Here is a 24157-nt window from a genome sequence, read left to right on the forward strand (position 1 = left end):
AGTTCAACTCATTCTATTCCACCACCCAAACCCGCTCCAACGTCAGCTCTTCTGGGTCAAACTGGTACACGCTGATGCCGCCGGTCGATTGATGCCCCATCACCAGGGTGCCCGATTCGGGTGAGGTGGCGATGGCGGTGTTGCGGTCGTACTGACTGCCGTAGGTGACCAATTTGGGTGACTCGCCGAGATCAAGATACTTCACGGGCCAGGGGCTGCCGGTTTTGAACAGGGCGGCGAAGTGGCTGTTGTTGCCGAAGCGAAGGTAGTACTCGCTGTTGTGGATGAAGGCGACGGCGATGGTGAAAGTGTTGAGGCCCGCTGAATCTTCAATGAGTTGACTTTTATCCCAATTTCGCAGGTCACCTGTTTCGAGAGGCGTATCTTCAAGATAAATCCCGCTATGATATCGTGCTAATCGGTGTCGGGTTGCTGGCTCGTCAGTATTCCAGAATAGCCCGATTCCAGCTTCGTCCGCACTGACGACCCACTGCCCATCTGGGCTAATGGTGGCGTGAGTTTTAGAAGAATTGCCATCCAGTTTGGCAGTTGGCTGTCCGGTTTCGAGGTTCCATAAAGCAACGCTGTACAGGTGCTGGTAGTCCGCACCCTGATCCAGAACTTCTTGTAGCGACCGATAATAAGGTGGTTCAAATCCTTTGGGCTCCCCACTTCCTGCAGAAACTATCCATTGCTCAGACTCGTCCATCGAGAGATTGAAGAGCTTGTGATAGCCAAGAAAAGCCCTGCGATCGGTTGCTTTCAGAGTCTCTGTAGAACCGTCTTCTGTTCTCCGAAATATGCCCCAGCCAATGCCGGAGTAATAATAGGTGCTGAGATCGTGAGTCATGAGGTGACCATAGGTGGGCTTGTTTAGCTCAAAAGCTGTTTTAACCTCGCCGTTTACCGATTGGGCGGTTACCGTATTGTCGAGATCCTGCCAGAGGAAAATGGGCTGGCGTTTGATGAAATATGCGCTGTAGATATTGGCGTTGCGACTGATAATTTTTCGTCTATGCCCTTCCAAATCCCACAGAATCAGCTTCTGATCCTTGTGAGCAGTAATGGCGAATGTCCCGTTTGAGGAAATTGAGGCGCTCATGATCGGCCCGGAGGAATGATATGCTTGCCACAAGCCGTATCCTGCAGCCAACGTGAGTCCCAGCAGCAAAAGCGCCCGTAGATTGAATTTGCTCATCAGTAACGTCCAAACTTTGAATTTGCCAGCAATCGGTTCTTCATGATTTGTCGCTGATAGACTTCTTCGAACAACTCTTGAGTGGGAATCCGCATCCCAGAGTGGCTAAAAAGCCAACGACTTTGATCTACCACTAGCCAGGACTCATTCAATAACCTATCTTCGAGGAATTTATCTCGAAAGGGTCCGGCAGTCTCGCCTGTCACTTCCTCAAACCCCACATACCCCAACGCAGGCCGTGGCCGTTGTTCCGGTGCCCAGTTGTTCGCAGCAAGCTTTTTTAAACGCAGAACATAATCTTTCGCCATTTGCGGGCTTACGCTGGCGTTATGGTTCAATGGCGCGAGCAGGGTGTAGTCAGGCGGCCGCTCGCCGTTGCGCAGGCAATCTATACAGGGTTGCCATAAAGCGTTTGCTTCGGTGAGGATGTCTTTTTCTAACCGGGTCCAGTTTTCCTGAACGGTTTGTTTGAGCGTTTCGGGTGTGGCCAAAGATCGCTGGGGGTGAGCAGTCATCCACGCCTCGAACGTGAGTGGTAAGTAGTCTGTGTACAGCTTTTCGATGGCGGGCCCGAACCCGTTGTCCAGAAAGCTCGGGAAGGTCCACCATTTTTTATCATAGGCTCCCCGCAAGTTACCGAGTACGTCGTCCATGGGGTCGTCGGCGGTTGCGAGATCCCATGCGGTAGTTGCTACTGGATGCTTGAATGACAGAGCCTTTCGCCACCAAGCCTCATCTTCACTATTATCCGCCCCAAGAATGCCGTCGCCACGGGAATGCAGCACCACAATCTTGCGAGCTGCGCTATGGGCGGCAGGAAACACGCCCAGCCCCAAAGGATGCACGTCTCGGCTGCTGTCGTTGGTGAGGGCATTGTCGGCAACGGCGGGTTGCCAGAGAAACAGGTGGTCAACCAGATCGCGTTTTCCGATGATGCCCATAATGTTCAGGGCGGTGAGCGCTACCCGTGCACCAAGAGAGTGAGAGAGCAGGTTGATGGCAATGCCGGCATTTGCCAACTGCAACAATAGCGGAGCCAGGCGCCGCCCGGATGCCATGGCGTTCAGCTCCGCCTGCATGAAATCGGTGGAACCGGTATCCCCCGGCCAGGAAATGTTAATGATGCGGCTATAGGGCATCCAGTCTTCGCCGTCGAAGCCTGCGGCGCGGTTCAACTGGTACTCCATATGAACAGCCCAATTATGAGCGCCGCCACCATTCAGCTTTTCGTCTTCCAGCGACACGGAGCTATTCGCCGACAGTGCTGCCGTATCCTGCCAGACCGTGGCTCTATTGGGATGCCAGGTATTGGCTTTCGCGAATGACGGCGCATTACCGTGGTAGGCTTCTCGGCTACCGTCGTACTTCAAGAATCGCCCCCACTCACCATGAGGAACGTTGTAACCGTGCATAAAGATAAGCGCGTTGTTGCCGTTTGCCCGAAAGTAATCCAGTTGGTCGTCCGTCAGCAAATCTTCAGATGGGGAGGCCTCTTCACGCAGATTAATAAATACCGGTGGCGGTAGGTGTATCGCTCTGGCTTTGCGCTCGCCCTGGATGACGGTTAGCTCTACGCCTTCGCTAAGGGTATGGCCCGGGGCAAAGCGAAGCTGCTCGCTTACAGTATCAAACCCGATCAAATGCTCGCCCTTCGGTTCCTCAGGCCCGTACCACTGTGCGTTGCCCGTAAGGAGTTTGGTGAAGCGAGCCTCTGCATTATCTGGCGTATGCTCTGTGCCATTTTGCAGCGTGGCGGTGAATGATCTACCGCTCTCATCCTCGATTTTGCCGGCATCAATAAAAGCCCTTGGTCGCCCCAAGGTGTCAGAGCGGCTCAACAGTACGTTTGCGGTTTCGCGCTTGCAAACGGGCGCGCCGTGGGCGCCGAGAGGCGTTGTGCTGGGAGAGAAGGGCAGGTTGCCAGTGAGTGTCATTCAGGTTCCGTCCTGTGAATGCGTTAATGTTGCGAGTGCGTCCAGCGTGTCGGACCAGTAGGCTCTTTGCCTCGTTTTACGTAGGGTTGCAAGGTCCGCTTCGCTCAGCGCGCGGGTAAAACCCTGTGCTATTAATAGACCGGCGCCTTCCACCAAACCCTGCTCACTCGACGCGCCGAGTGTTGTCAGTTGTTGGAACCAGCAGGAAACAGTTTGCGCCGCTAATTTATTGTTGTCCGCCAGGCCTTTCGCCAATAGATCGCGACGATACACTTCGACGAAGGCGAGATTCTCCTGGGTTACTTCAAGAGGCAGAGGGTTCTGCTCTTTCGCTTCGGTCGGATGTGCCGGGGAATGGTCTTTTTTCAGCGACCAGTTGGTGCCGGCATAGCAGCCGTGTATTGCGGTTAGCGGGCCGAGAACCCGCAGGCGTTGGTGGTGTGACAGCGTTTTGGCTTCTGCCAGCAAGTTGTGCAGCCATTTTTCACTCTGGCTTGTGGTGGGCTTAATAATTAACGGGCCATCAAATGCTTGTTCACGGTATTGCGAATGGATATATGGTAAGTCGTAGACGGGTGCGGGGTCGTGCTCAAACAGCAAGCGCAAAACATCTGGGTGCTTGGCCTGGTCAACGAGATACCAGCAGGCACCTGCATTAATGGGGTCTGCGTGAGGGTAAAACGACGTGGTTGTTTGAGCCTCATGGCTCAAGGCTGTGGAGTCCTTCATGGCTGCTTTCATCTATCCTTAGATGGCCGAATCTGTGTCATATGTTAGCTCAAGTGGCAGTTTCGATCAGCTTAAACCCGGGAAACGTGTCAGATTTCTAAAATGGATGCCTCAAAATGCGAAGGGGCGCCCATTTGGGCGCCCCTTGTCACTGCTGTTCACAGCTTTGCTACTTGCTGCTAACAAACTCCGGGTAGGCTTCCATGCCGCACTCGGCAATATCCACGCCCTCGTACTCTTCCTCTTCGCTGACACGTAAGCCCATGACCGCCTTGATAACGCCCCAGGTAACCAAGCTAGCCATGAACACCCAGCCAAAAATGGTTGCAGCGCCTATGAGCTGGCCGCTGAAACTGGCACCATCGTTGGTCACCGGTACCAGCAGCAGACCTAGCAGACCACAAACTCCGTGGGCTGAAATAGCGCCGACAGGGTCATCAATGCGCAGCTTGTCCAGGCCGATAACGCAACGCAGGTCGTGGTGTCTGTGTGTCTATTATTTGGAGCACACCGAAGAGCACAGGCAATCATGCTCCGCAGATCCGACGTTTGCTGACACAGCTGAGAGCTATTGCTTGAGCCCTGAATAATGGATATCGAAACGCTCCGCCAACCTTTCCAGTCGCTTGTCGAAGGTCCACAGTCGGGCGCTCGGTGTAATCAATGTGGACGCCAGGAGAACAATATCCACTAGTCCACAACCTAAACCGTAGAGCTTTTCCTGTTCAATCAGAATCCTCACTTCGGCAATACTTGCCTGGTCCGCGGGTTCCAGTAGACCGATATCAGAGAGGGTTTGTGCGCGCGGTGAGGGCGGCGTGCCGCAAGCCAGTTCGGCAACCACCATGGGGTGTGTCAGAACTCGGTCTGAGAGCAACAGCTTGGTGAGCGTTGTACTGCGATTACGAAAGTGCTCCGCCCAGACGGATGTATCAACCAGTACATTCATGACGCCGGAGCGTCTTCATGGCGGCGAGGGATGTCTTGCATTTCGGGTGCGGTACCACCCAGCGCCGCCAGGCGTTTGGCGGCGCGAGTTCTTACAAACACTTTTATTGCTTCCCGAAACAGTTCCGCCTTGTCCATGCCGGGATCAGCCATGCTGAGCGCCTGCTGGTATAGCTCGTCGTCGATGGTTACGGTTGTCCGCATGACGCCTCCTGATCTTTAATTTGATGACTATATGCATCAAAACTAGCATCAAAAGATGGCACGTTCAAGTAAGGTGTGCCCGAAGTTCCTGCTGGCTACGTCGACCAGGCCGGTGAGCGAGGCTTAAAACAACAAAGCCCCCGAATACGGGGACTTTGTTGTTACTCTTTAATGAACGCTGTCACTCAACGTCAACAACCCATCAGTGGGCCAGCACCCGTGACAGAAACGCCTGGGTACGTTCGTTCTGGGGGTTGTCGAACACGTCGTGGGGTTTGCCTTCTTCCACAATCTGGCCTTCGTGGATGTAAATCACCCGGTCGGCCACTTCGCGGGCGAAGCCCATTTCGTGGGTCACCACCATCATGGTCATGCCTTCTTTGGCCAGTTCGCGCATAACGTCCAGCACTTCGCCAACCATTTCCGGGTCTAGCGCCGAGGTGGGTTCGTCAAACAGCATAACCCGCGGCTCCATCGCCAGGGCGCGGGCGATGGCTACCCGTTGCTGCTGGCCGCCAGACAGCTGGCTGGGGAACTTGTCGGCCTGATCGCTGATGCCAACGCGTTCCAGCAAGCGATCTGCAGTGGCATTAGCAACGGTTTTATCGGCACTTTTAACCTTCATAGGTGCCAGCATAATGTTTTTCTTCACCGACAGGTGGGGGAACAGGTTGAACTGCTGGAACACCATGCCCACTTCTTTGCGGATTTCAGCCAGAGATTCCTGGTTGCCGCCTTTGGGCGCCAGTTTGTGGCCGTCGACTTCCAGGTGGCCAGATTCGAATTCTTCCAGACCGTTCACGCAGCGGATCAAGGTGGATTTGCCGGAGCCGCTGGCGCCGATAATCACCACCACTTCACCAGCTTCTACGGCCAGATCGATATCTTTCAGCACGTGAAGCTTGCCGAAGTACTTGTTCATGCGTTTGAGCTGCACAATATGGGTCATCAGTCAGTTTCCTTCACACAGAGGCCAAACCGCGCTTTTCCATGTAGCGCAGAACTATAGATAGCGACAGGGTTATAGCGAGATACATAAGGGCCACTACAAAGTACACCTCAAAGGCGGTGAAGGTATTGGCAATGTACACCTGGCCCTGGCGAACCAGTTCACCCACGCCGATAACAGAAAACAGCGAGGTGTCTTTAATGCTGACGATGGCCTGGTTACCGAGGGGTGGAATCATCCGGCGAAACGCCTGGGGCCACACAATCGACCAAAAGCTCTGGGTACGGGACAAACCCAGTGACAGGCCAGCCTCGGTTTGGCCGCGGTCAATAGACTGCACGCCACCACGAACCACTTCGGAAATATAGGCACCCGAATTCAGGGCGATGGCCGCAATACCGGCGACAAGCGGGTCAATCGGGCCGCCGACAAGGTCGGGCAAACCGTAAAATATGAACAGCACTTGCACCAGAATGGGCGTGCCGCGGAATATTTCAATATAAGCCGTTGCCGGCCAGCGCAAATACCAGTGTTTGTTAATGCTTAACAAGCCAAACAAAATGCCCAGCAGAAAACCAATAACAAGGCCGCCGAACGAAATCATCAACGTGTAAGGAATACCCTTCGCCAGGAAGGGTATGGAATCTATGGCGGCTTGCCAGTCAAATTGGAACTGTGATTCCACAGTGAATGTCTCCGCGGGAGTTAGCGAGATAAAACACCGGGGCTCGTGGCCCCGGTGCAGTAGAACAGATCGTTAAACCCCGAGCTTACTTAGCTTCGGGCAGAGGGCCAAACCATTTTTCATAAATGGTTTTGTAGGTGCCGTCTTCGCGGATTTCTGCCAGAGCAGTGTTCACTTCGTCTACCCATTCGCTACCGGCCTTCAGGGCAATACCGTACTGCTGACCTTCATACAGGGCGCCAACGGTTTTTACTTTGCCTTCACCTTTGGTACGGGCGAAATAGGCCACGTTGGGGGCGTCGTAGAACACCGCATCAACAGAGCGGGACATCAGCGCCAGATACATATCTGCGCTGCCCGGATAGGGCGTTACGCCAGCGCTATCTTCCAGATTGTTGGTCAGGTAATCGTAGCTGGTGCTGCCGATTTTGGAGCCGACCTTTTTGCCTTCAAGATCTTTGAATTCCAGAATGTCGTCGTTATCAACGCGTACCAGAAGGCGCAGGCCCGAATCGTAGTACGGGTCAGAAAAGTCGACGATTTTCCCGCGAGCTTCCGTGATGGTGATGCCAGCAACAGCAATATCGATACTGCCAGTTTGCAGGGCCGGGATAATACCGTTGAAGTCCATGGTATTCATTTCATATTCGAAACCGGCACGTTTGGCGACTTCGGCAATGATTTCCATGTCAAAACCGATCATTTCACCGGTTTCCGTGTCCAGCATTTCGAAGGGTACGAAGCTAGGGTCGGTCGCAATTTTCAGTTTTTCTGCGCTCACGGTGCCAGCTGCTGCGGTCAGAACCAGACCAGCCGTCAGTGTTTTCAGCCATTTTGTGCTCATGCTTTCTCCTTGGTTTTTATAGGACCCCGGCTGTCGCAATATGAACAGTTTTCCGAGCCGGTAAGGGCAGGGGATAACCGGAGCGAATTGTCGGAGCTATTTTAAGAGCTACGTTAAGAGCTGTGTTCAAAACCATGCTAAGAGCCATGTTTAGAACTGCGCTCAGTACACTTTAGACTATTACTCAGACTGTGGTGCAAAATCAAATGCGTGAAACGTGTTACGGCTTTTTCAGAGCAAAAAAATACCCGTATTAGCAAATGGTTATAAGCTTTTAAGGGTGTTTGTGTCGGTTAAAACGATATTTTTTCGCGTTCGCCCAATCCAAGATTTTTCCAGATGCCGAGGCTGGGTTCAACTTGGTTCAACGTGTAAAAGTGCAAACCGGGCGCACCGGCTTTCAACAGTTTTTCACACATGCGGGTAACCACTTCCTCGCCGAACTGGCGAATGCTCACGCTGTCGTCACCGTAGGCTTCCAACTGCTTGCGTATCCAGCGTGGAATTTCGGCGCCGCACATGTCGGAAAAACGCACTAGGCTGGAGAAATTAACAATGGGCATAATGCCGGGAACGACAGGAATGGTAACGCCTGCTTTTTCAAGCCGGTCAATAAAGTACAAATAGCTGTCGGCGTTGAAGAAATATTGGGTAATAGCGCTGTTGGCGCCGGCTTCTACCTTGCGTGTGAAGTTCTTCAGGTCTTCCTCGGCGCTGCGGGCCTGAGGATGAAACTCCGGGTAGGCGGCCACTTCCAGATTGAAATAATCGCCGCTGTGCTCGCGAATAAAGCTCACCAACTCGTTGGCGTAGCGCAATTCACCGGCTGCACCCATGCCTGAGGGCAGGTCGCCGCGAAGCGCCACAATGCGGTTAATGCCTTTTTCTTTATAGGTGTCGAGCAGCTCACTGATTTCTGCCCGGGTGCCACCGACGCAAGACAGGTGCGGGGCGGCAGAAATGCCCTGTTGGTGCAGGCTGAAAACGGTTTCCAGTGTGCGTTCGCGGGTAGAACCACCGGCACCAAACGTCACTGAAAAGAAATCCGGGTTTACGGCCGCGAGTTCGTCGCGAACGCCTTGCAGTTTTATTTTGCCCTGTTCGGTCTTGGGCGGGAAGAACTCAAAACTGAACCGCCGCTTGAATTGTTTTTGGGATTCCATGTTGCTGTCCAGAATGTAGGGTTGGAACCGGGCCAGCCGAAGCTGGCCCGTGATCACATCCGCCGTGGCGGTTTAGTGCTTAAGCAAGTACCTGTAGATAGCCTTTATGACTAGTACTTGTAGGTTTCCGGCTTGTACGGGCCTTCCACCGGAACACCGATGTAGTTGGCCTGCTTTTGGGTCATTTTGGTAATCACACCACCAAAACCTTCGACCATGGCACGGGCCACTTCTTCATCCAGGTGCTTGGGCAGAACCTGAACGTACACGCCTTTAGCGCGGGCTTCTTCTGGCAGGTCAGCGAACTTGCGCTCAAACAGGTACATCTGAGCCAGCACCTGGTTGGCGAAAGAGCCGTCCATAATGCGCGATGGGTGACCGGTTGCGTTACCCAGGTTCACCAGGCGGCCCTCAGACAGCAGAAGCAGGTGGTCGTTGGCCGCTTTGTTGCGGTACACAATGTGAACCTGCGGCTTAACCTCGTCCCATTCCCAGTTCTTGCGCATGAACGCGGTGTCAATTTCGTTATCGAAGTGACCGATGTTGCACACCACCGCACCAGAGCGCAGAGCCTTCAGCATGTTGGAATCGCACACGTCGTAGTTACCGGTAGTGGTCACCAGAATGTCGATTTTAGACAGCATGGCTTTGTCGATGCTGGCTTCGGTGCCGTCGTTTTCGCCGTTAATGTACGGAGAAACCACTTCAAAACCGTCCATGCAGGCCTGCATGGCACAAATGGGGTCGGCTTCGGTAACTTTTACAATCATGCCTTCCTGGTTCAAGGAAGCAGCAGAACCCTTACCCACATCGCCGTAACCGATAACCAGTGCTTTCTTACCAGACAGCAGGTGGTCGGTAGCGCGCTTGATGGCGTCGTTCAGGCTGTGACGGCAACCGTATTTGTTGTCGTTCTTGGCCTTGGTGACGGAATCATTCACGTTGATGGCCGGAATCTTCAGGGTGCCGTCGCGCAGCATTTCCTGAAGGCGGTGCACACCGGTGGTGGTTTCTTCGGTCACGCCGTGACAGTTGGCCAGAATGGCCGGGTATTCTTTGTGCAGCAGTTCGGTCAAATCACCGCCGTCGTCCAGAATCATGTTGGGCGCCCAGCCTTCCACGTTTGCGCCTACGGTTTGATGCAGGCACCACTCGTATTCTTCGTCGGTTTCGCCTTTCCAGGCAAACACCGGAACGCCCACTGCGGCAACGGCCGCTGCGGCCTGATCCTGGGTAGAGAAGATGTTGCATGATGACCAGCGCACGTTGGCACCCAGTTCAATCAGGGTTTCAATCAGCACGGCTGTTTGAATGGTCATGTGAATGCAGCCAAGCACGTTAGCGCCAGCCAGGGGCTTTTCAGCTTTGTACTTTTGGCGCAGCGCCATCAGTGCAGGCATTTCGCCTTCGGCGATGTTAATTTCCTTGCGGCCCCAAGCCGCCAGCGAGATGTCACGTACTTTAAAGTCTTCAACGGTGTTCATTTTTTCTGCGGGAGTGCTCATTCGGGTGTTCTCCAGTTCATTATCGATTAAATGCCGGCTGCGTCTTTCAGAGTTGCCGCGCGATCGGTTTTTTCCCATGGGAATGTGGTAAATGTTTCGCCATTTATGGTGACTTGCTGCGGCTCGCGGCCGAAGTGACCGTAGGCTGCTGTGTTCCGATACATCGGGTGCAGTAGGTCCAGCATGTTGGTAATAGCGTAAGGGCGAAGGTCAAAGTTCTGGCGTATCAGTTCAATGATTTTTTCATCGCTGATTTTGCCAGTGCCGAAGGTGTTTACCGAGATAGACGTGGGTTGTGCCACACCAATCGCGTAAGAAACCTGAATTTCGCATTTCTCGGCCAAACCGGCAGCCACCAGGTTCTTCGCCACATAGCGGCAAGCGTAAGCGGCAGAACGGTCAACTTTTGACGGGTCTTTCCCAGAAAAGGCACCGCCGCCGTGGCGTGCCATGCCGCCGTAGGTGTCTACGATGATTTTACGGCCAGTCAGGCCACAGTCGCCTACCGGGCCACCAATCACGAATTTGCCGGTGGGGTTGATGTGAAACTGGGTACCCTTGTGCAGCAATTCTGCCGGCAACACGTTCTTCACAATCATCTCCATTACGGCTTCTTTCAGATCAGCCTGGCTGACGTCTGGGTCGTGCTGGGTAGACAGTACTACCGCATCAATGCCCACAACCTGGCCGTTTTCATAGCGGCAGGTCACCTGGCTTTTTGCGTCTGGGCGCAACCACGACAATATGCCGTTTTTGCGGGCTTCGGCCTGGCGCTCTACCAAACGGTGAGCGAAAGTGATGGGGGCGGGCATCAGCACGTCGGTTTCGTTGCTGGCGTAGCCAAACATCAGGCCCTGATCGCCGGCGCCTTGGTCTTCTGGTTTCTGGCGGTCTACACCTTGGGCAATGTCCACCGACTGTTTGCCGATAATATTGATAATGCCGCAGGTGTCGCCGTCAAAACCGACGTCAGACGAGGTATAGCCAATGTCCTTAATCACGCCTCGCACCAGATCTTCCAGGTCTACCCAGGCGCTGGTGGTTACTTCACCACCAATAATAGCCACACCGGTTTTCACCATGGTTTCGCAGGCAACACGGGCGTGCCGGTCTTCGGTAAGGATGGCGTCTAGTACGGCATCCGAAATCTGGTCTGCCAGTTTGTCCGGATGGCCTTCCGAAACGGATTCGGAGGTGAAAACACTGTAGTCAGACATTAACGGTGGCTCCTTTTATGAGCGATCTAAAATTATGTGAGCGGTCCAAAATTGTACTTCTGAATAGGTATACGTAATAACACTTACATCTATATCAAAGTTTTTTGATATTCATCTTCAATGCCCTGCAAGGCCGGTGTTCACCGCTTTGCAGTGGTCTTCCAAAACTCCCGAACCTGCACCTGAAAGCCGTTGCGCAGGCCAATAAATATGCATTCGCGGGATTGCAGGCCCGCATCGGCGGCCCAGGCGGTTAACTCTTCAGGCTCAAAACCCAGCCACAGGTCACCGCAATTCTCCCGCGCCCAAACCTGATCGTGGCGGCACAGCTCGCTGACAATCAGGCAGGCGCCGTTATTCATAAGAGCTGCAGCGTCTAGAAAAATATCCGCAGGGCTAGGTACGTGGTGCAGCACCATATTGGCCACTACCAGATCAAAACCGTCGCCGCGGGCCAGCAGGGTGTCGGTTACGCCTTCAATCAAATCCACATTATTTAGCTTTTCATCAATACAGGTCTGCTGCGCTTTGGCCAGCATGTCACGGCTGTTATCCAGAGCCACCAAGTGATGGCACAGTGGCGACAACACCGGTAAAAAGCTGCCGTCTCCGGGGCCGATTTCCAGCGCGGTTGGCCAGCTCTTTTTAGGCGCACGTTGGCGTATAAGCCTTGCTGCGGGCTTGGCGTAAAGCTCGAACGGTGCAATCAGCTCCTGCTGCTCGCGGAATTGCGCCGCGTGGCGGGAGAAAAACACTTGGGACTGATCGGCCCGCTGGCCGCGAATCACGTCGATTTTCTCCTGCAAATGTAAGGGCAGCGGCACCTGATCAACGGTGGAAAACACCTGGCGAATGGTCTGTCCCGTCAGGGTGTTCACGGTCAGATTTAACGGGCGGCGGTAAAAAATAGAATTGCCTTCGCGCTGTGGCTCCACCAGGCCGGCCTTGTGCATCACCTTCAAGTGATGGCTCATGCCCGACTGGCGCATATCAAACAGCTGGCTCAACTCCAGCACGCCAAACGTGTCCCGCCGTAATACCCGCATAATTTCAAGGCGCAAAGGATCACCGCTGGCCTTATAGATAGTGGCCAGGGCGTCCGCCGGAGCGGAGTCGGGAATGGCAGTGCTGGTGTTTGTCATAGGGATGCAGTGTAAGGAGCTTTTTTGGGCCAGGCAAGTGCTATATCAAAGTTTTTTGATATAGATTGTTAGTGCAAAGTCGATTTGCCCCCACCCACCGTAATCGGCGAAAATATGCGCCTTATTTTTGAGCGTTCTGTTGTCGCTTTATTGTCGCGCTGTTGTAACGCCGTTATGGCAGTGCGGACACGCGGCCAGCAGATCGGGATTTGTCCCTACTACCTTGAAAAACATTGGAGAAATGTTGATGCCCTCTCGTAAAGATCTCGCCAACGCCATTCGCGCGCTGAGCATGGATGCGGTTCAGAAAGCCAAATCTGGCCATCCGGGTGCGCCCATGGGCATGGCTGATATCGCCGAGGTGCTGTGGAATGATTACCTAAGCCACAATCCTGCCAACCCGCAGTGGGCCAACCGTGACCGTTTTATGCTGTCAAACGGCCACGGTTCCATGTTGCAATATTCGCTGCTGCACTTGAGCGGTTACGACGTTTCCATTGATGACATCAAAAACTTCCGCCAACTGCACTCCAAAACCCCGGGCCACCCGGAATACGGCTACACCCCGGGTGTTGAAACCACCACCGGGCCTTTGGGGCAGGGTTTGGCTAACGCCGTCGGTTTTGCCCTAGCCGAGAAAACTTTGGCGGCGCAGTTCAACCGCCCGGGCCACGACATTGTTGACCACTACACCTACACCTTTGTAGGCGATGGCTGCCTGATGGAAGGCATCTCCCACGAAGTGTCGTCACTGGCCGGTACTTTGGGGCTGGGTAAGCTGATCTGCTTCTACGACGACAACGGCATCTCTATTGACGGCAAAGTAGACGGCTGGTTCACCGACAACACGCCGCTGCGTTTTGAAGCTTACGGCTGGCAGGTGATTGCCGACGTAGACGGCCACAACGCCGACGCCCTGAGTGCGGCCATTGAAGTCGCCCGCGCCAACACCGAGCAGCCCACGCTGATTTGCTGCAAAACCGTGATTGGCTTTGGCTCGCCCAACAAGCAGGGCAGCGAATCGTCACACGGCGCACCGCTGGGCGAAGACGAAATCGTTCTGACCCGCGAAGCACTGGGCTGGAAACACGGCGCATTCGAAGTGCCGGAAGACATCTACGCCAAGTGGAGCGCGAAAGAAAAAGGCCAGAGCGCCGAAAGTGCCTGGAACGACACCTTCGCCGCGTATCAGAAAGCCGAGCCGGAACTGGCCGCCGAGTTTTTGCGCCGCATGGCCGGTGACCTGCCCGCCGACTTCTCCGGAAAAGCCCAGGCTTACATTCAGAGCGTTCAGGATAAAGGCGAAACCATCGCCAGCCGTAAGGCGTCCCAGAACAGCTTGAACACCTATGGCCCGATGCTGCCGGAACTGTTGGGCGGCTCTGCCGACCTGGCCGGTTCCAACCTGACCATCTGGAGTGGCTGTACCACCGTCACCAAAGAAGACGCCAGCGGCAACTACATCAATTACGGCGTGCGCGAGTTCGGCATGGCCGCCATCATGAACGGCCTGGCCCTGCACGGCGGATTCGTACCCTACGGCGCCACCTTCCTGATTTTCATGGAATACTGCCGCAACGCGGTACGCATGGCTGCCCTGATGAAGCAGCGCGCCATCTATGTGTTCACCCACGACTCCATCGGCCTGGGTGAAGACGGCCCTACGCACCAGCCCGTTGAACAGCTGGCCAGCCTGCGCACCACGCCCAACATGAGCACCTGGCGCCCGGCCGACGCGGTAGAATCCGCCGTTGCCTGGAAAGCCGCGCTTGAGCGTACCGACGGCCCCACCGCTTTGATATTCAGCCGCCAGAACCTGCCCCACCAAGATCGTTCTACGCAGCAACTTGCCGATGTTGCCCGCGGTGCCTATGTGTTGTCAGACAGCGAAGGCACGCCAGAACTGATTCTGATTGCGACGGGCTCCGAAGTTGCCTTGGCCCAAGAAGTAGCCGCCAAACTGCGTGAGCAAGGCAAAGCCGTTCGCGTGGTGTCTATGCCGTCTACCGACATCTTTGATGCCCAAAGCGCCGACTACAAGCAGCAGGTATTGCCGCTGGACGTCACCAACCGCATCGCGGTGGAAGCCTCCATTGCCGATTACTGGTACAAGTACGTCGGCCTGGACGGCCGCATTATAGGCATGACAACCTTTGGTGAATCGGCACCCGCTGGCGAACTGTTCAAGGAATTTGGCTTTACCGTCGATAACATCCTGGACGTGGCCGCCGAGCTATTGGAAGCTTGATGACCCAGCCCGCGCCTTTCCGCGTTGCCATTAACGGTTACGGCCGCATCGGCCAGTGCGTGCTGCGGGCGCTGTATGAAAACGGTTATCGCGACCACTTCCAAGTGGTCGCGATTAACGAGTTGTCAGACATCGACACCATCGCTCACTTGACCCGTTACGACTCCACCCACGGCCGCTTTCACGGCACGGTGGCGGTAGAAGGCGATAGCCTGTGGGTGAATGGCGACGTGATCCGTGTTTTAAACAGCACCGACCCGGCCGAACTGCCCTGGCAGCAAATGGGCATTGACCTGGTACTGGAATGCTCAGGCGCGTTTTCTGACCGCGCGACGGCGGAACAGCACCTGGCCGCTGGCGCCAAACGCCTGCTGTTCTCGCAGCCGGCCGAAGCCGATGTCGATCGCACGGTGGTTTACGGCATCAATCACCTTGAAATGGACAAAGACGACCGCATTGTGGCCGCGGGTTCCTGCACGACTAACTGTCTGGTGCCGATGATCAAAGTGCTGGACGACGCGCTGGGCATAGAGCAGGGCACCACCACCACTATTCACGCGGCGATGAACGACCAGCCGGTGATTGATGCTTACCATCATCAGGATTTGCGCCGCACCCGCAGCGCGCTGCACAACATAGTACCGGTAGACACCGCGCTGGCCCTTGGCATTGAACGCCTGCTGCCCCACATGCAGGGCCGCTTCAGCTCTGTAGCCATGCGCGTGCCCACGCTAAACGTGTCTGCCATTGATATGGTGCTGAACGTACGCACACCGGTGACCGTAGCCGACGTTAACGGCATACTGCAGCGGGCGGCGACCACCTTACCGTTGATGGGCATACTGGGTTACACCAACGAACTGCTGGCCAGCTCAGACTTCAACCACGATTCCCGTTCTGGCGTGGTTGATGGCGGCCAAACCCGGGTTACCGGAGAAACCATGGTGAAAGTGCTGTGCTGGTTTGATAATGAATGGGGCTTTGCCAATCGCATGCTGGATGTCAGCCGGCACTGGCTGGCAGCGCACTGAGCTATAACCAGATTCAAAATCTGAATCACATTTGACGCTGACGAACTGTTGAAGGGAAAAAGAGTATGGCCATCAAAAAAATGACCGACCTGAATCTGGCAGGAAAGCGCGTACTGATTCGGGAAGACCTGAACGTACCGCTGAAAAACGGCAGCATTACCAGCGACGCCCGCATTCGTGCCGCGCTGCCCACCATTAAAGCGGCTGCAAACGCCGGCGCCAAAGTCATGCTGATGTCGCACCTGGGCCGTCCGGAAGAAGGCGTGTACGACGAAGCCGCTTCCCTGAAGCCCGTGGCCGATCAGCTAAGCAAAGCTCTGGGCCAGAACGTGCGCCTGATTAAAGACTACCTGAACGGCGAAGACCTGCACCTGGCTAACGGTGACGTGGTGCTGTTCGAGAACGTGCGCTTCAACAAAGGCGAGAAGAAAGACGACGAAGCCCTGGCCAAGCAATACGCCGCGCTTTGCGATATTTACGTGATGGACGCCTTCGGCACCGCACACCGCGCACAGGCCTCTACCCACGGCGTAGGCAAGTTTGCCCCCGAGGCGTGTGCCGGCCCGCTGTTGGCAGGTGAATTGGACGCCTTGGGTAAAGCTCTGGATAACCCGGCCAGGCCGGTGGTTGCCATTGTTGGCGGCTCCAAAGTCTCCACCAAGCTGGACGTACTCAACGCTCTGGAAAAAGTCTGCGACCAGATTATTGTGGGTGGCGGCATAGCCAACACCTTCCTGGCGGCTGCAGGTCACCCCGTAGGCAAGTCACTGTGCGAGCACGACCTGATAGACGCAGCCAAAGACATCGCCTCCCGCGTTGAAATTCCGCTGCCGGTTGACGTAGTGGTTGCCAGCGAGTTCTCTGAAACCGCGACCGCCACCATTCGCAACATTTCAGACGTGACCGAAGACGATATGATTCTGGACGTAGGCCCCGAAACCGCCGGCCAGTTTGCCGGGCTGCTGAAAAACGCCAAAACCATTTTATGGAACGGCCCAGTGGGTGTATTTGAATTCGATCAGTTTGAAAACGGCACCAAAGTGCTGGCCCACGCCATCGCCGACAGCGCTGCATTTTCGCTCGCCGGCGGCGGTGATACCGTAGCGGCCATTGACAAGTACGGTGTAAGTGAGAAGATTTCTTATATTTCTACCGGTGGCGGCGCTTTTCTGGAATTCGTAGAAGGCAAAATCCTGCCCGCAGTCGCCATGCTGGAAGAGCGCGGCGCATAAAACGCATTTAAACAATCGTACAATTTAAGGAGACAACCTAATGGCCCTGATTTCGATGCGGCAAATGCTGGACCACGCCGCCGAGCATGGTTACGGTGTGCCAGCCTTTAACGTGAATAACCTGGAACAAATGCGCGCGATTATGGAAGCGGCGGACAAAACCGACTCACCGGTGATTGTTCAGGCTTCGGCAGGCGCCCGCAAATACGCCGGTGCCCCCTTCCTGCGCCGCATGATTCTGGCGGCCATTGAAGAGTTTCCACACATCCCGGTGGTTATGCACCAAGACCACGGCACCAGCCCCGCCGTGTGCCAGCGTTCCATTCAGCTGGGCTTCAGCTCGGTGATGATGGACGGTTCCCTGGGTGAAGACGGCAAAACCCCGACCGACTACGAATACAACGTAGACGTTACCCGCCGCGTAGTAGAAATGGCCCACGCCTGTGGCGTATCGGTAGAAGGCGAGCTGGGTTGCCTGGGTTCCCTGGAGACCGGCCAGGCGGGCGAAGAAGACGGCATTGGCGCCGAAGGCACTCTGGACATGAGCCAGATGCTGACCGACCCCGAAGAAGCCGCCGACTTCGTGAAAAAAACCCACGTAGACGCACTGGCCATCGCCATCGGCACCAGCCACGGCGCTTACAAATTCAGCCGCCCGCCCACGGGCGACACCCTGGACATCGGGCGAATCAAAGCCATTCACAAGCGCATTCCAGACACCCACCTGGTGATGCACGGCTCTAGCTCTGTGCCCCAGGAATGGCTGAAAATCATCAACCAATACGGCGGCCAAATCCCCGAAACCTACGGCGTACCCGTCGAAGAAATCGTGGAAGGCATCAAGCACGGTGTGCGCAAAATCAACATAGACACCGACCTGCGCCTGGCAAGCACCGGCGCCGTTCGCCGCTTCCTGGCCGAAAACCCAGCCGAATTCGACCCGCGCAAATTCCTGAAAGCCACCATGGTGGCCATGTCAGATATTTGTATTGCGCGTTATGAAGCGTTTGGCTGCGCAGGTAATGCCAGCAAGATTAAGCCTATTAATCTTGAGCGGATGTATGAGGCTTATGAGCGTGGGGAGTTGAATCCTAAGGTGAAGTGATTTGGTGTTGAAGTAGGTAGTGTTTTGATGGAAAGCCTTCGGTGTGAGCCGGGGGCTTTTTTTTGCATTTTTTGACCAATTGGGGGAAGTCATAAGGCCCAAAAGGGTCTAGTGTGTACGTATTAGTACGATGTACGCACCCACTTGTTAAGGATGACAGCCGATGAGTTCTTCTGTATTGACCCTGTTTTCTCTTGGCTTTGCGCATCCTGTAGCAACTACATCTTTGGCCGCTGATTTTTATTTTGTGATTCGTGGTGAGTTTGCCCGGAATCCTGCCCAAAGGTGGGGGCTTGAGGTGAGGAGGGTAGAGAATGCTTCGTTATTGCAATAATGAAGCGGTCACGCTATTACAGGGCGTCTTTCAGTCTTATCGCTGTAGTGTTTAGTTTTTTATAGGAAAAGCTGAAGCTCTCTATTTGGTGTTATGGGTGTTTTACAGCGGTCAGTTTTTCACAATAACGAAGCGTTCTATTTAATCACTGTAGATTAAGAGGACAGATATTGTGATCAAACAGAACGATAGAGTGGTAACGAAACATGAATAGCGGCTCTTGGCCTACAAAAGTCGTTCACGGTCCCGGTCACGGACAATAAATTGATAGCATTTGTAACACTGGAGGACCTATGGAACAGTTGAGTAGAATCACTACTTCACAATTAGAAATTGCATACCGCGGAATCGGAGATAAAGAGGGTTGGCCATGTATATTGAATCATGGTTTTCCTTATGATATTCACTGCTACGATGAGTGTGTGAAATTGTTAATTGATGCAGGCGCTTATGTGATAGTTCCATATTTGAGGGGCTACGGACCTACACGCTTTTTATTAAAAGATACGTTGCGTTCGGGTGAGCAGGCCGTACTGGCAAATGATTTGCTCGAGCTAATGGATGCTTTATCCATAGAAAAAGCAGTACTAGCAGGCTACGACTGGGGTGGACGAGCTTCGTGCATCGTAGCTGCGCTTTGGCCTGATCGTGTGAGCGCGCTGGTCTCCGGTAATTCGTATAATATTCAGAATATACCTCGTTCGACGGAACCAGCGCCTGCATCAGAAGAGGCAAGTTTTTGGTATCAGTATTATTTCCATTCAGAACGTGGGCGCCGTGGGTTGGAGGTGAATCGACGTGAAATCTCACGACTGTTGTGGCAGATGTGGTCACCGACTTGGAATTTTAGTGAGGCCGAATTTGAGGCAACCGTTGCTTCGTTTGACAATCCTGATTTTGTTGAGGTGGTAGTTCACTCCTACCGTCATCGTTTTGGTCTTGTCGCAGGCGATCCTGCAGTCTCACAGATTGAACTTCAGCTTGAAAAGCAGCCAGATATATCAGTGGCAACGATAACTGTAGATGGTAATGTGGATGGTGTTAGCGGCGGCACCGCTCATCACGCTCACAAGTTTACAGGGCCTCATCAGCACCGTGTGTTTGACAAAGCTGGCCACAATCTGCCTCAGGAAAAACCGCGAGAGTGGGTTCAGGCTATCCTTGATGCACGGCAATTAGCGAACTAAACACAGTTAAAATTAACGCCTATTCCACTCGATGTTTCGATTTGTAATCCAATGTCACTGGCTGAATACAAGTAATCTAATCGGGTAGCCGAGGGTATCTAACCCTCAGCCCCCACAACACCCTGCATGCGGGTCCGCACAGGGCGTTTCACCGGGAATGGTGAAGCCTGATCCACCCATCGCGCAGCGATACCAATCCTTCGGCTTTCAGGTAGTCGTTCGACAGAGCCTGTTGAATGCCCGGAGTTTTGGAACTGCGCCATGGACCTTTACTGGTGATGCCACATGCCACGGCCGACTGCACATGAACACCCAACTTCATCAGGTTTCTCACTTTGGTGCGCGGCTTGCGCCACTGTCGCCAGTAAGCCATCCGGACGCGACGGCGAATCCAGTGATCCAGATCGCAGCAGCGTTGGTAGCCAGTGGCAATGCCAAAGTAGTTGATCCAGCCACGAAGGTACTGGCGGATACTGAAGAGCTGGTAGTGCATCGACACGCCCCAATTCCGGTTCGTCAGTACCCGAATGCGTTGCTTGAACTTGCGCAGCGGTCCGGTCAACGAGTACTGGCAAGCATCACCGGCTTCTTATCTTGCCGGCTGACACTCAGAGTGAATGAGGAAAAGAGCGCGGTTGGTCGTCCCTGGGAGCGAGTGTTCTTGGGGTTCACGTTCACTCGACGGGATCGGGAAAAGCGACGCAAGGTGAGCGAAGACGCGATTCAGCAGTTCAAGTATCGCGTTCGAGCTATCACCCGGCGAACGCGAGGTCGTACCATGCAAACGGTGATGGGTGAGTTAGTGGTATACCTGAGAGGTTGGAAAGGCTATTACGGTTTTGCGCAAGTGAAATCGCCGATCCGGGATCTGGAAAAATGGGTACGTCGCAAGCTCCGGTGTTATCACTTAAAGCAATGGGAGCGATCCGGTTACCGCCAGTTGCGCAAGCGCGGAGTGAGTGTAAAGCTGGCCTGGAATACGGCCAAGTCTGCTCATGGCCCGTGGCGTTTGAGCCATAGTCCGGGGTTAAGGCAGGCCCTGCCGAGGCAGTACTTTGCCTCTATGGGGCTCCCGGACCTTGTGGATTGCTGACAACTCAATCAACCGAACCGCCGTGGTACGTGATCCGTATGCCCGGTGGTGTGGGGGGAGGGGTGCCGTGAGGTGCCTCCCTATCCCGATTACTTTCATACTCACGAACTTCAGTCCCATGTTCCATTCCTCGACAACCGATGTTCTAGTATGATCAGAGTGTTGATCCGTTCCATATTGAGGCAATCGGCATGAAAGAATCCTTGAGAGAGATTCCCGTGGCAGACCGTATTCAGCTAGTGCAGGAGCTCTGGGATAGCATCGCAGTCGATCAAAGTTCACTTGCGATCACCGAAGAGCAAAAAGTCTTGCTAGACAAGCGGCTTCAAGCCTACTCAATCGATCGGAATATCGGTGCTCCGGCCTTTGGAGTCCTGGAAGCTCTGCGTAGGGAATTATGATATACGACGTTCGGCTCAGGGACGAAGCCGAGTCAGATCTTCGAGAAGCCGCTGAATGGTATCAACTGCAAATGTCTGGTCTGGGCGGTGAATTCCTTGATTCAGTCAGTGCTTCGTTTGATAATCTTGGAAGTAATCCACTGCTCTATCCAGTTTTTTATAAAGACATCCGCCGAGTCCTGCTCAAGCGCTTCCCTTTTGGTGTCTACTTCAGGATAGAAGCTCAGACTGTCCAAGTCATTGCGGTTATACACGGCAGCAGACACCCAGGTCGTTGGAAGACCAGAACGTAACAATCAGCTGCACAAGACAGCAGCTTCGCTGCCGCTCGTGAGCTAAGGCGTTACAACGTCACTCTTCCCGCTTGATATCGCGGTAGAAGTTTTCGTGTAAGCCCAGGGCCATGAGTTCAAGGACAAGGGCGCCATCATCAAAACTATAGCCCAACAGTGTCAGTTGTTTGTTCATTTTGAACTTATGCACTCGCAGAAAGGCCAGACCCCCTTTCTTCTGCTCGCCAATGTTGGGGTTGGCCATTAGGTCCTTAACGGCCAAATCAAGGTCTTTCTTCTGGTTGGGCTTGAGCTTCTTTACCGCTTTTTTGAATGTAGGGGTCTGTAATACACGGGTGGCTTTAACCAAAATCGTAGGCCTCCAGCTTTCCGGCGTCGCGCTCTGCCTGCGCGATGATGGCCTGTCTTACAAGCTCGTAAGGTAAATCGGGGTTATCTTCCATCATCTCGCCGATTTTTGCCCAATGTTCTATTTGTTTGGGCGGAGTTCGATTAAGCGCTTTGGCCATAATAGTGGCCCTTTCAATTAGGTTTTGGTCTAAGCGAATACTGTTCGTAGCCATCTGTACCTCCTGCATTGAGTTGCCTCAATTGTAGCAATGCGCCACAATTGAGGCAATTTTTAACAAGGCGCTGTTGTCGGACTGTTTTTCCGCTGACGCTACAAAGTAGTCGCAAATCGAGGCGTTAAAAAGAGCCGGGGTCAGGTCTCGCGTTTTGCCCTAGCCTTGCCATTTCATTGTAATCGTTTCAATCTATCCCGCCTCAATTAGAGCCACGGAAGGAGCCAGGGAATGGCCCACCAGTACCATGCGAAGTCGCAGATTCAGGTAAGGAAATCTCGGCGCCATAAGCCCGCGACTACTATGCTGAAGCGAAACTGAACGCTACAGGACGAGGAGGCGCGACATGCGTATTGAGAGTATTGCTGTGTATACGGCAGATTTAACCTACACGGGTAAGGCTTATGCCTTTGCGGGAGGAAGATCGCATCAGGTGTTTACCAGTACAGTGGTGGTGACCACGGATACGGGGCTGCATGGCTACGGTGAAGCCTGCCCCTGCGGCCCTATATGGCGGCCTTTTCCGAGGGGGTCCCCTCTTGTCTGTCGCTGCTGGCGCCCAGTGTGATAGGTGAGGACCCCACGCACACCACGCGTATTCACGAGTGCATGAACCAGGCGCTGACCGGGCATGCGGTTGCCAAGGCGGCCATCGATATTGCCTGCTGGGATTTGTTGGGCAAGCATGCCGGGCTGCCAGTCTACGCTTTGCTCGGCGGGCTGCTCTCGCCGTCTATGCCGCTGCACCGAAATGTTCCATTGGCGGAATTGGATGAAATGGAAGAATCTTTGCGCCAGTTTCGATCAGAAGGGTTTCGTCGTTTTCAGATCAAGCTGGGTCACAGTGTTGAGGACGATATCGATCTGGTTCGCGCTCTGAGCAAGGCCAAACATGCAGACGAGCTTTGGATGTGCGACATCAACCGGGCCTGGCGGCAGGACGAAGCGGTGCGATTCTCGCGGGCGCTTGAAGATCTGGAGATCTATCTTGAACAGCCCTGTTACAGCTACGAGGAGTGCCTGTCGGTTCGCCGTCGAATTCGCCACCCGGTTAAACTGGACGAAAGCCTGAACTGCTTGGCCGATGTGCAACGGGCCTTGCGCGACGATGCCATGGACGCCATGGCCCTGAAGATCAGTCGGGTTGGCGGTCTGACGCCATCACGGGTCATTCGGGATGTGTGCGTAGATGCTGGCATAGCGATGACCATTGAAGATGCCTGGGGCAGTGGTATAGCCACAGCAGCCTATGCGCATCTGGCGGCCAGCACCCCGGCAAAAGCGTTGCTGACGACAACGGATCTCCACAATTACAACACCTCCCAGTTGGCAACCGGAGCGCCTGAGGTTTGTTCCGGCCGGATGACCCTCAGTGATCGCCCGGGGTTGGGTGTGGTTCCGGATTTTGAGAAACTGACGCTGCTTGATGTGTATGAGTAAGCCGCAATATTAGAAGGCAAATCAGTAACTTACTGATTTGCCTTTTTTGTTTCTACCTTCCGGATTTTCTTCATAACAGCCCGCGGATTAACTAACCATTAGCCGTTGACGTCGATGGAGTTGGCTTAGTGCCACAATCTCGAAAGTGGCCGGATCAGGCCAAAGCCACCAGATCAGTTCATTGCGTCTGATTTTTTCGTAATGTTATTCTTCATACCGTCAGACTTCATGTTGTCGTTCTTCATACTGTCTTTCTTCATGTCGTCATGCATGGGCTTTTCGTCGTCGTCCATGGCCATACCATCATCTTTCATGCCCATGGTGTCTTTTGCCATGCCGTCGCTTTTCATGCTGTGGCCCTTGTCATTCGACATAGTATTTTTTTTCATGTTGTCGTGTTCCATCGACGATTTCGTACCGTCCTTCATCATGTCATTGCCGGCATCCATATTGCCTGCCTGTGCGGCACTTGCCATAAAACCGAATACACACGTTGCAGCGATTGTCATGAGTTTGTTCATTGTTGTTTCTCCTGAGTGGTTTCGGCCTGCCCGATGAGCCGGCCCGTTAACGATACTGGGCGGCTGCCATCACGTGGCAATCACAAGGTGTTTAAAAATGTGTAGCAAAAACTTCACGATTCTGTAACGGATGGCAGTCCGCCGCCGTGACCTTCTGTTTAAGATTTTTTTATACATCAGTGATACCTCCG

26 protein-coding genes and 1 pseudogene are annotated in these 24157 nt (G+C 54.1%); 10 read left to right on the forward strand and 17 right to left on the reverse strand.

The features are described from left to right. Positions 1–13: 13 nt before the first annotated feature. The 13 genes and pseudogenes from MIH18_RS17640 to MIH18_RS17700 all read right to left on the reverse strand — a co-directional run bounded on the left by MIH18_RS17640 (position 14) and on the right by MIH18_RS17700 (position 12518). Positions 14–1198, reverse strand: coding sequence for a WD40 repeat domain-containing protein (locus MIH18_RS17640; protein ID WP_249013112.1), 1185 nt, complete (start codon positions 1196–1198; stop codon positions 14–16). Further along, the gene (locus tag MIH18_RS17645; protein ID WP_249012555.1) at positions 1198–3132 is read right to left on the reverse strand and encodes an alpha/beta hydrolase; all 1935 of its coding nucleotides are present in this window, start codon (positions 3130–3132) and stop codon (positions 1198–1200) included. Before MIH18_RS17645 ends, MIH18_RS17640 begins: the two co-directional genes overlap by 1 nt. Next, positions 3133–3861 (reverse strand): hypothetical protein, encoded by a 729-nt coding sequence (locus MIH18_RS17650; protein WP_249013113.1) that lies wholly within the window; start codon positions 3859–3861, stop codon positions 3133–3135. Between the two features lie 169 nt (positions 3862–4030). Then, positions 4031–4327: pseudogene (locus MIH18_RS17655) on the reverse strand (ammonium transporter); the annotation flags it as partial. A 102-nt stretch (positions 4328–4429) separates the two neighbouring features. Then, positions 4430–4810, reverse strand: a complete 381-nt coding sequence (locus tag MIH18_RS17660; RefSeq protein ID WP_249013114.1) for a PIN domain-containing protein — start codon at positions 4808–4810, stop codon at positions 4430–4432. After that, positions 4807–5013 (reverse strand): type II toxin-antitoxin system VapB family antitoxin, encoded by a 207-nt coding sequence (locus MIH18_RS17665; RefSeq protein WP_249013115.1) that lies wholly within the window; start codon positions 5011–5013, stop codon positions 4807–4809. Before MIH18_RS17665 ends, MIH18_RS17660 begins: the two co-directional genes overlap by 4 nt. Positions 5014–5215: 202 nt before the next feature. Continuing rightward, the gene (locus MIH18_RS17670) at positions 5216–5962 is read right to left on the reverse strand and encodes an amino acid ABC transporter ATP-binding protein (RefSeq protein WP_283164065.1); all 747 of its coding nucleotides are present in this window, start codon (positions 5960–5962) and stop codon (positions 5216–5218) included. Between the two features lie 13 nt (positions 5963–5975). Next, a complete protein-coding gene (locus MIH18_RS17675; RefSeq protein WP_249006034.1) occupies positions 5976–6647 on the reverse strand; it encodes an amino acid ABC transporter permease in 672 nt (223 codons plus the stop codon). Positions 6648–6732: 85 nt separating this feature from the next. Beyond that, complete coding sequence (locus tag MIH18_RS17680; RefSeq protein ID WP_249013116.1) at positions 6733–7491, reverse strand: transporter substrate-binding domain-containing protein; 759 nt, start codon at positions 7489–7491, stop codon at positions 6733–6735. A gap of 293 nt (positions 7492–7784) precedes the next feature. Next, positions 7785–8654: a methylenetetrahydrofolate reductase [NAD(P)H] gene (gene metF / locus MIH18_RS17685; RefSeq protein ID WP_249013117.1), complete on the reverse strand. Its 870-nt coding sequence runs from the start codon at positions 8652–8654 to the stop codon at positions 7785–7787. Positions 8655–8764: 110 nt separating this feature from the next. After that, the gene (ahcY, locus tag MIH18_RS17690; RefSeq protein ID WP_249014644.1) at positions 8765–10138 is read right to left on the reverse strand and encodes an adenosylhomocysteinase; all 1374 of its coding nucleotides are present in this window, start codon (positions 10136–10138) and stop codon (positions 8765–8767) included. Positions 10139–10185: 47 nt separating this feature from the next. After that, a complete protein-coding gene (gene metK, locus MIH18_RS17695; RefSeq protein ID WP_249013118.1) occupies positions 10186–11376 on the reverse strand; it encodes a methionine adenosyltransferase in 1191 nt (396 codons plus the stop codon). A 140-nt stretch (positions 11377–11516) separates the two neighbouring features. After that, positions 11517–12518 (reverse strand): metalloregulator ArsR/SmtB family transcription factor, encoded by a 1002-nt coding sequence (locus MIH18_RS17700; RefSeq protein WP_249013119.1) that lies wholly within the window; start codon positions 12516–12518, stop codon positions 11517–11519. Positions 12519–12765: 247 nt separating this feature from the next. Between MIH18_RS17700 and tkt the strand changes: the two genes are divergently transcribed. The 6 genes from tkt (at position 12766) to MIH18_RS17730 (ending at position 19655) form a co-directional block, all read left to right on the forward strand. Beyond that, on the forward strand, positions 12766–14766 hold the full coding sequence (gene tkt, locus MIH18_RS17705; RefSeq protein WP_249013120.1) for a transketolase: 2001 nt from the start codon (positions 12766–12768) through the stop codon (positions 14764–14766). Beyond that, positions 14766–15797, forward strand: coding sequence for a glyceraldehyde 3-phosphate dehydrogenase NAD-binding domain-containing protein (locus MIH18_RS17710; protein WP_249013121.1), 1032 nt, complete (start codon positions 14766–14768; stop codon positions 15795–15797). Before tkt ends, MIH18_RS17710 begins: the two co-directional genes overlap by 1 nt. A 65-nt stretch (positions 15798–15862) precedes the next feature. Continuing rightward, positions 15863–17029, forward strand: a complete 1167-nt coding sequence (locus MIH18_RS17715) for a phosphoglycerate kinase (RefSeq protein ID WP_249013122.1) — start codon at positions 15863–15865, stop codon at positions 17027–17029. Positions 17030–17069: 40 nt separating this feature from the next. Further along, the gene (gene fba, locus MIH18_RS17720; RefSeq protein ID WP_249013123.1) at positions 17070–18134 is read left to right on the forward strand and encodes a class II fructose-bisphosphate aldolase; all 1065 of its coding nucleotides are present in this window, start codon (positions 17070–17072) and stop codon (positions 18132–18134) included. A 163-nt stretch (positions 18135–18297) separates the two neighbouring features. Beyond that, positions 18298–18468 carry a hypothetical protein gene (locus MIH18_RS17725; RefSeq protein WP_249013124.1) on the forward strand — a complete coding sequence of 57 codons (171 nt, stop codon included), beginning with the start codon at positions 18298–18300 and terminating at the stop codon, positions 18466–18468. A gap of 293 nt (positions 18469–18761) precedes the next feature. Further along, the gene (locus MIH18_RS17730) at positions 18762–19655 is read left to right on the forward strand and encodes an alpha/beta hydrolase (RefSeq protein WP_249013125.1); all 894 of its coding nucleotides are present in this window, start codon (positions 18762–18764) and stop codon (positions 19653–19655) included. Between the two features lie 148 nt (positions 19656–19803). On the opposite strand, the gene MIH18_RS17735 is transcribed toward MIH18_RS17730, so the two are convergent. Next, complete coding sequence (locus MIH18_RS17735; protein ID WP_249014645.1) at positions 19804–20148, reverse strand: group II intron maturase-specific domain-containing protein; 345 nt, start codon at positions 20146–20148, stop codon at positions 19804–19806. A 213-nt stretch (positions 20149–20361) separates the two neighbouring features. Between MIH18_RS17735 and MIH18_RS17740 the strand changes: the two genes are divergently transcribed. The 3 genes from MIH18_RS17740 to MIH18_RS17750 all read left to right on the forward strand — a co-directional run bounded on the left by MIH18_RS17740 (position 20362) and on the right by MIH18_RS17750 (position 21442). Continuing rightward, positions 20362–20748, forward strand: coding sequence for a group II intron maturase-specific domain-containing protein (locus MIH18_RS17740; protein WP_249018577.1), 387 nt, complete (start codon positions 20362–20364; stop codon positions 20746–20748). Between the two features lie 191 nt (positions 20749–20939). Then, positions 20940–21149, forward strand: coding sequence for an addiction module protein (locus MIH18_RS17745; protein WP_249006014.1), 210 nt, complete (start codon positions 20940–20942; stop codon positions 21147–21149). After that, on the forward strand, positions 21146–21442 hold the full coding sequence (locus MIH18_RS17750; RefSeq protein ID WP_249013126.1) for a type II toxin-antitoxin system RelE/ParE family toxin: 297 nt from the start codon (positions 21146–21148) through the stop codon (positions 21440–21442). Before MIH18_RS17745 ends, MIH18_RS17750 begins: the two co-directional genes overlap by 4 nt. 58 nt (positions 21443–21500) lie before the next feature. Here the strand turns inward: MIH18_RS17750 and MIH18_RS17755 are convergent, their stop codons facing one another. Next, a complete protein-coding gene (locus MIH18_RS17755) occupies positions 21501–21791 on the reverse strand; it encodes a type II toxin-antitoxin system RelE/ParE family toxin (RefSeq protein WP_249013127.1) in 291 nt (96 codons plus the stop codon). Next, the gene (locus tag MIH18_RS17760; RefSeq protein WP_249013128.1) at positions 21784–22005 is read right to left on the reverse strand and encodes a ParD-like family protein; all 222 of its coding nucleotides are present in this window, start codon (positions 22003–22005) and stop codon (positions 21784–21786) included. Before MIH18_RS17760 ends, MIH18_RS17755 begins: the two co-directional genes overlap by 8 nt. Before the next feature lie 564 nt (positions 22006–22569). Here MIH18_RS17760 and MIH18_RS17765 point away from each other — a divergent pair. Beyond that, positions 22570–23445, forward strand: coding sequence for a mandelate racemase/muconate lactonizing enzyme family protein (locus tag MIH18_RS17765; RefSeq protein WP_249013129.1), 876 nt, complete (start codon positions 22570–22572; stop codon positions 23443–23445). Between the two features lie 173 nt (positions 23446–23618). Here MIH18_RS17765 and MIH18_RS17770 read toward each other — a convergent pair whose 3' ends face one another. Further along, positions 23619–23966, reverse strand: coding sequence for a hypothetical protein (locus tag MIH18_RS17770; protein WP_249013130.1), 348 nt, complete (start codon positions 23964–23966; stop codon positions 23619–23621). Positions 23967–24157 lie beyond the last annotated feature (191 nt).

This window comes from Marinobacter sp. M3C, assembly GCF_023311895.1.
GTDB lineage: Bacteria > Pseudomonadota > Gammaproteobacteria > Pseudomonadales > Oleiphilaceae > Marinobacter.

What these genes read in the sequence shown, in the direction of transcription:
- MIH18_RS17640 (WP_249013112.1), bottom strand. Translation starts at nt 1,198, where the DNA reads ATGAGCAAATTCAATCTACGGGCGCTTTTGCTGCTGGGACTCACGTTG.
- MIH18_RS17645 (WP_249012555.1), bottom strand. Translation starts at nt 3,132, where the DNA reads ATGACACTCACTGGCAACCTGCCCTTCTCTCCCAGCACAACGCCTCTC.
- MIH18_RS17650 (WP_249013113.1), bottom strand. Translation starts at nt 3,861, where the DNA reads ATGAAGGACTCCACAGCCTTGAGCCATGAGGCTCAAACAACCACGTCG.
- MIH18_RS17660 (WP_249013114.1), bottom strand. Translation starts at nt 4,810, where the DNA reads ATGAATGTACTGGTTGATACATCCGTCTGGGCGGAGCACTTTCGTAAT.
- MIH18_RS17665 (WP_249013115.1), bottom strand. Translation starts at nt 5,013, where the DNA reads ATGCGGACAACCGTAACCATCGACGACGAGCTATACCAGCAGGCGCTC.
- MIH18_RS17670 (WP_283164065.1), bottom strand. Translation starts at nt 5,962, where the DNA reads ATGACCCATATTGTGCAGCTCAAACGCATGAACAAGTACTTCGGCAAG.
- MIH18_RS17680 (WP_249013116.1), bottom strand. Translation starts at nt 7,491, where the DNA reads ATGAGCACAAAATGGCTGAAAACACTGACGGCTGGTCTGGTTCTGACC.
- metF (WP_249013117.1), bottom strand. Translation starts at nt 8,654, where the DNA reads ATGGAATCCCAAAAACAATTCAAGCGGCGGTTCAGTTTTGAGTTCTTC.
- ahcY (WP_249014644.1), bottom strand. Translation starts at nt 10,138, where the DNA reads ATGAACACCGTTGAAGACTTTAAAGTACGTGACATCTCGCTGGCGGCT.
- metK (WP_249013118.1), bottom strand. Translation starts at nt 11,376, where the DNA reads ATGTCTGACTACAGTGTTTTCACCTCCGAATCCGTTTCGGAAGGCCAT.
- MIH18_RS17700 (WP_249013119.1), bottom strand. Translation starts at nt 12,518, where the DNA reads ATGACAAACACCAGCACTGCCATTCCCGACTCCGCTCCGGCGGACGCC.
- tkt (WP_249013120.1), top strand. Translation starts at nt 12,766, where the DNA reads ATGCCCTCTCGTAAAGATCTCGCCAACGCCATTCGCGCGCTGAGCATG.
- MIH18_RS17710 (WP_249013121.1), top strand. Translation starts at nt 14,766, where the DNA reads ATGACCCAGCCCGCGCCTTTCCGCGTTGCCATTAACGGTTACGGCCGC.
- MIH18_RS17715 (WP_249013122.1), top strand. Translation starts at nt 15,863, where the DNA reads ATGGCCATCAAAAAAATGACCGACCTGAATCTGGCAGGAAAGCGCGTA.
- fba (WP_249013123.1), top strand. Translation starts at nt 17,070, where the DNA reads ATGGCCCTGATTTCGATGCGGCAAATGCTGGACCACGCCGCCGAGCAT.
- MIH18_RS17725 (WP_249013124.1), top strand. Translation starts at nt 18,298, where the DNA reads ATGAGTTCTTCTGTATTGACCCTGTTTTCTCTTGGCTTTGCGCATCCT.
- MIH18_RS17730 (WP_249013125.1), top strand. Translation starts at nt 18,762, where the DNA reads ATGGAACAGTTGAGTAGAATCACTACTTCACAATTAGAAATTGCATAC.
- MIH18_RS17735 (WP_249014645.1), bottom strand. Translation starts at nt 20,148, where the DNA reads ATGCACTACCAGCTCTTCAGTATCCGCCAGTACCTTCGTGGCTGGATC.
- MIH18_RS17745 (WP_249006014.1), top strand. Translation starts at nt 20,940, where the DNA reads ATGAAAGAATCCTTGAGAGAGATTCCCGTGGCAGACCGTATTCAGCTA.
- MIH18_RS17750 (WP_249013126.1), top strand. Translation starts at nt 21,146, where the DNA reads ATGATATACGACGTTCGGCTCAGGGACGAAGCCGAGTCAGATCTTCGA.
- MIH18_RS17760 (WP_249013128.1), bottom strand. Translation starts at nt 22,005, where the DNA reads ATGGCTACGAACAGTATTCGCTTAGACCAAAACCTAATTGAAAGGGCC.
- MIH18_RS17770 (WP_249013130.1), bottom strand. Translation starts at nt 23,966, where the DNA reads ATGAACAAACTCATGACAATCGCTGCAACGTGTGTATTCGGTTTTATG.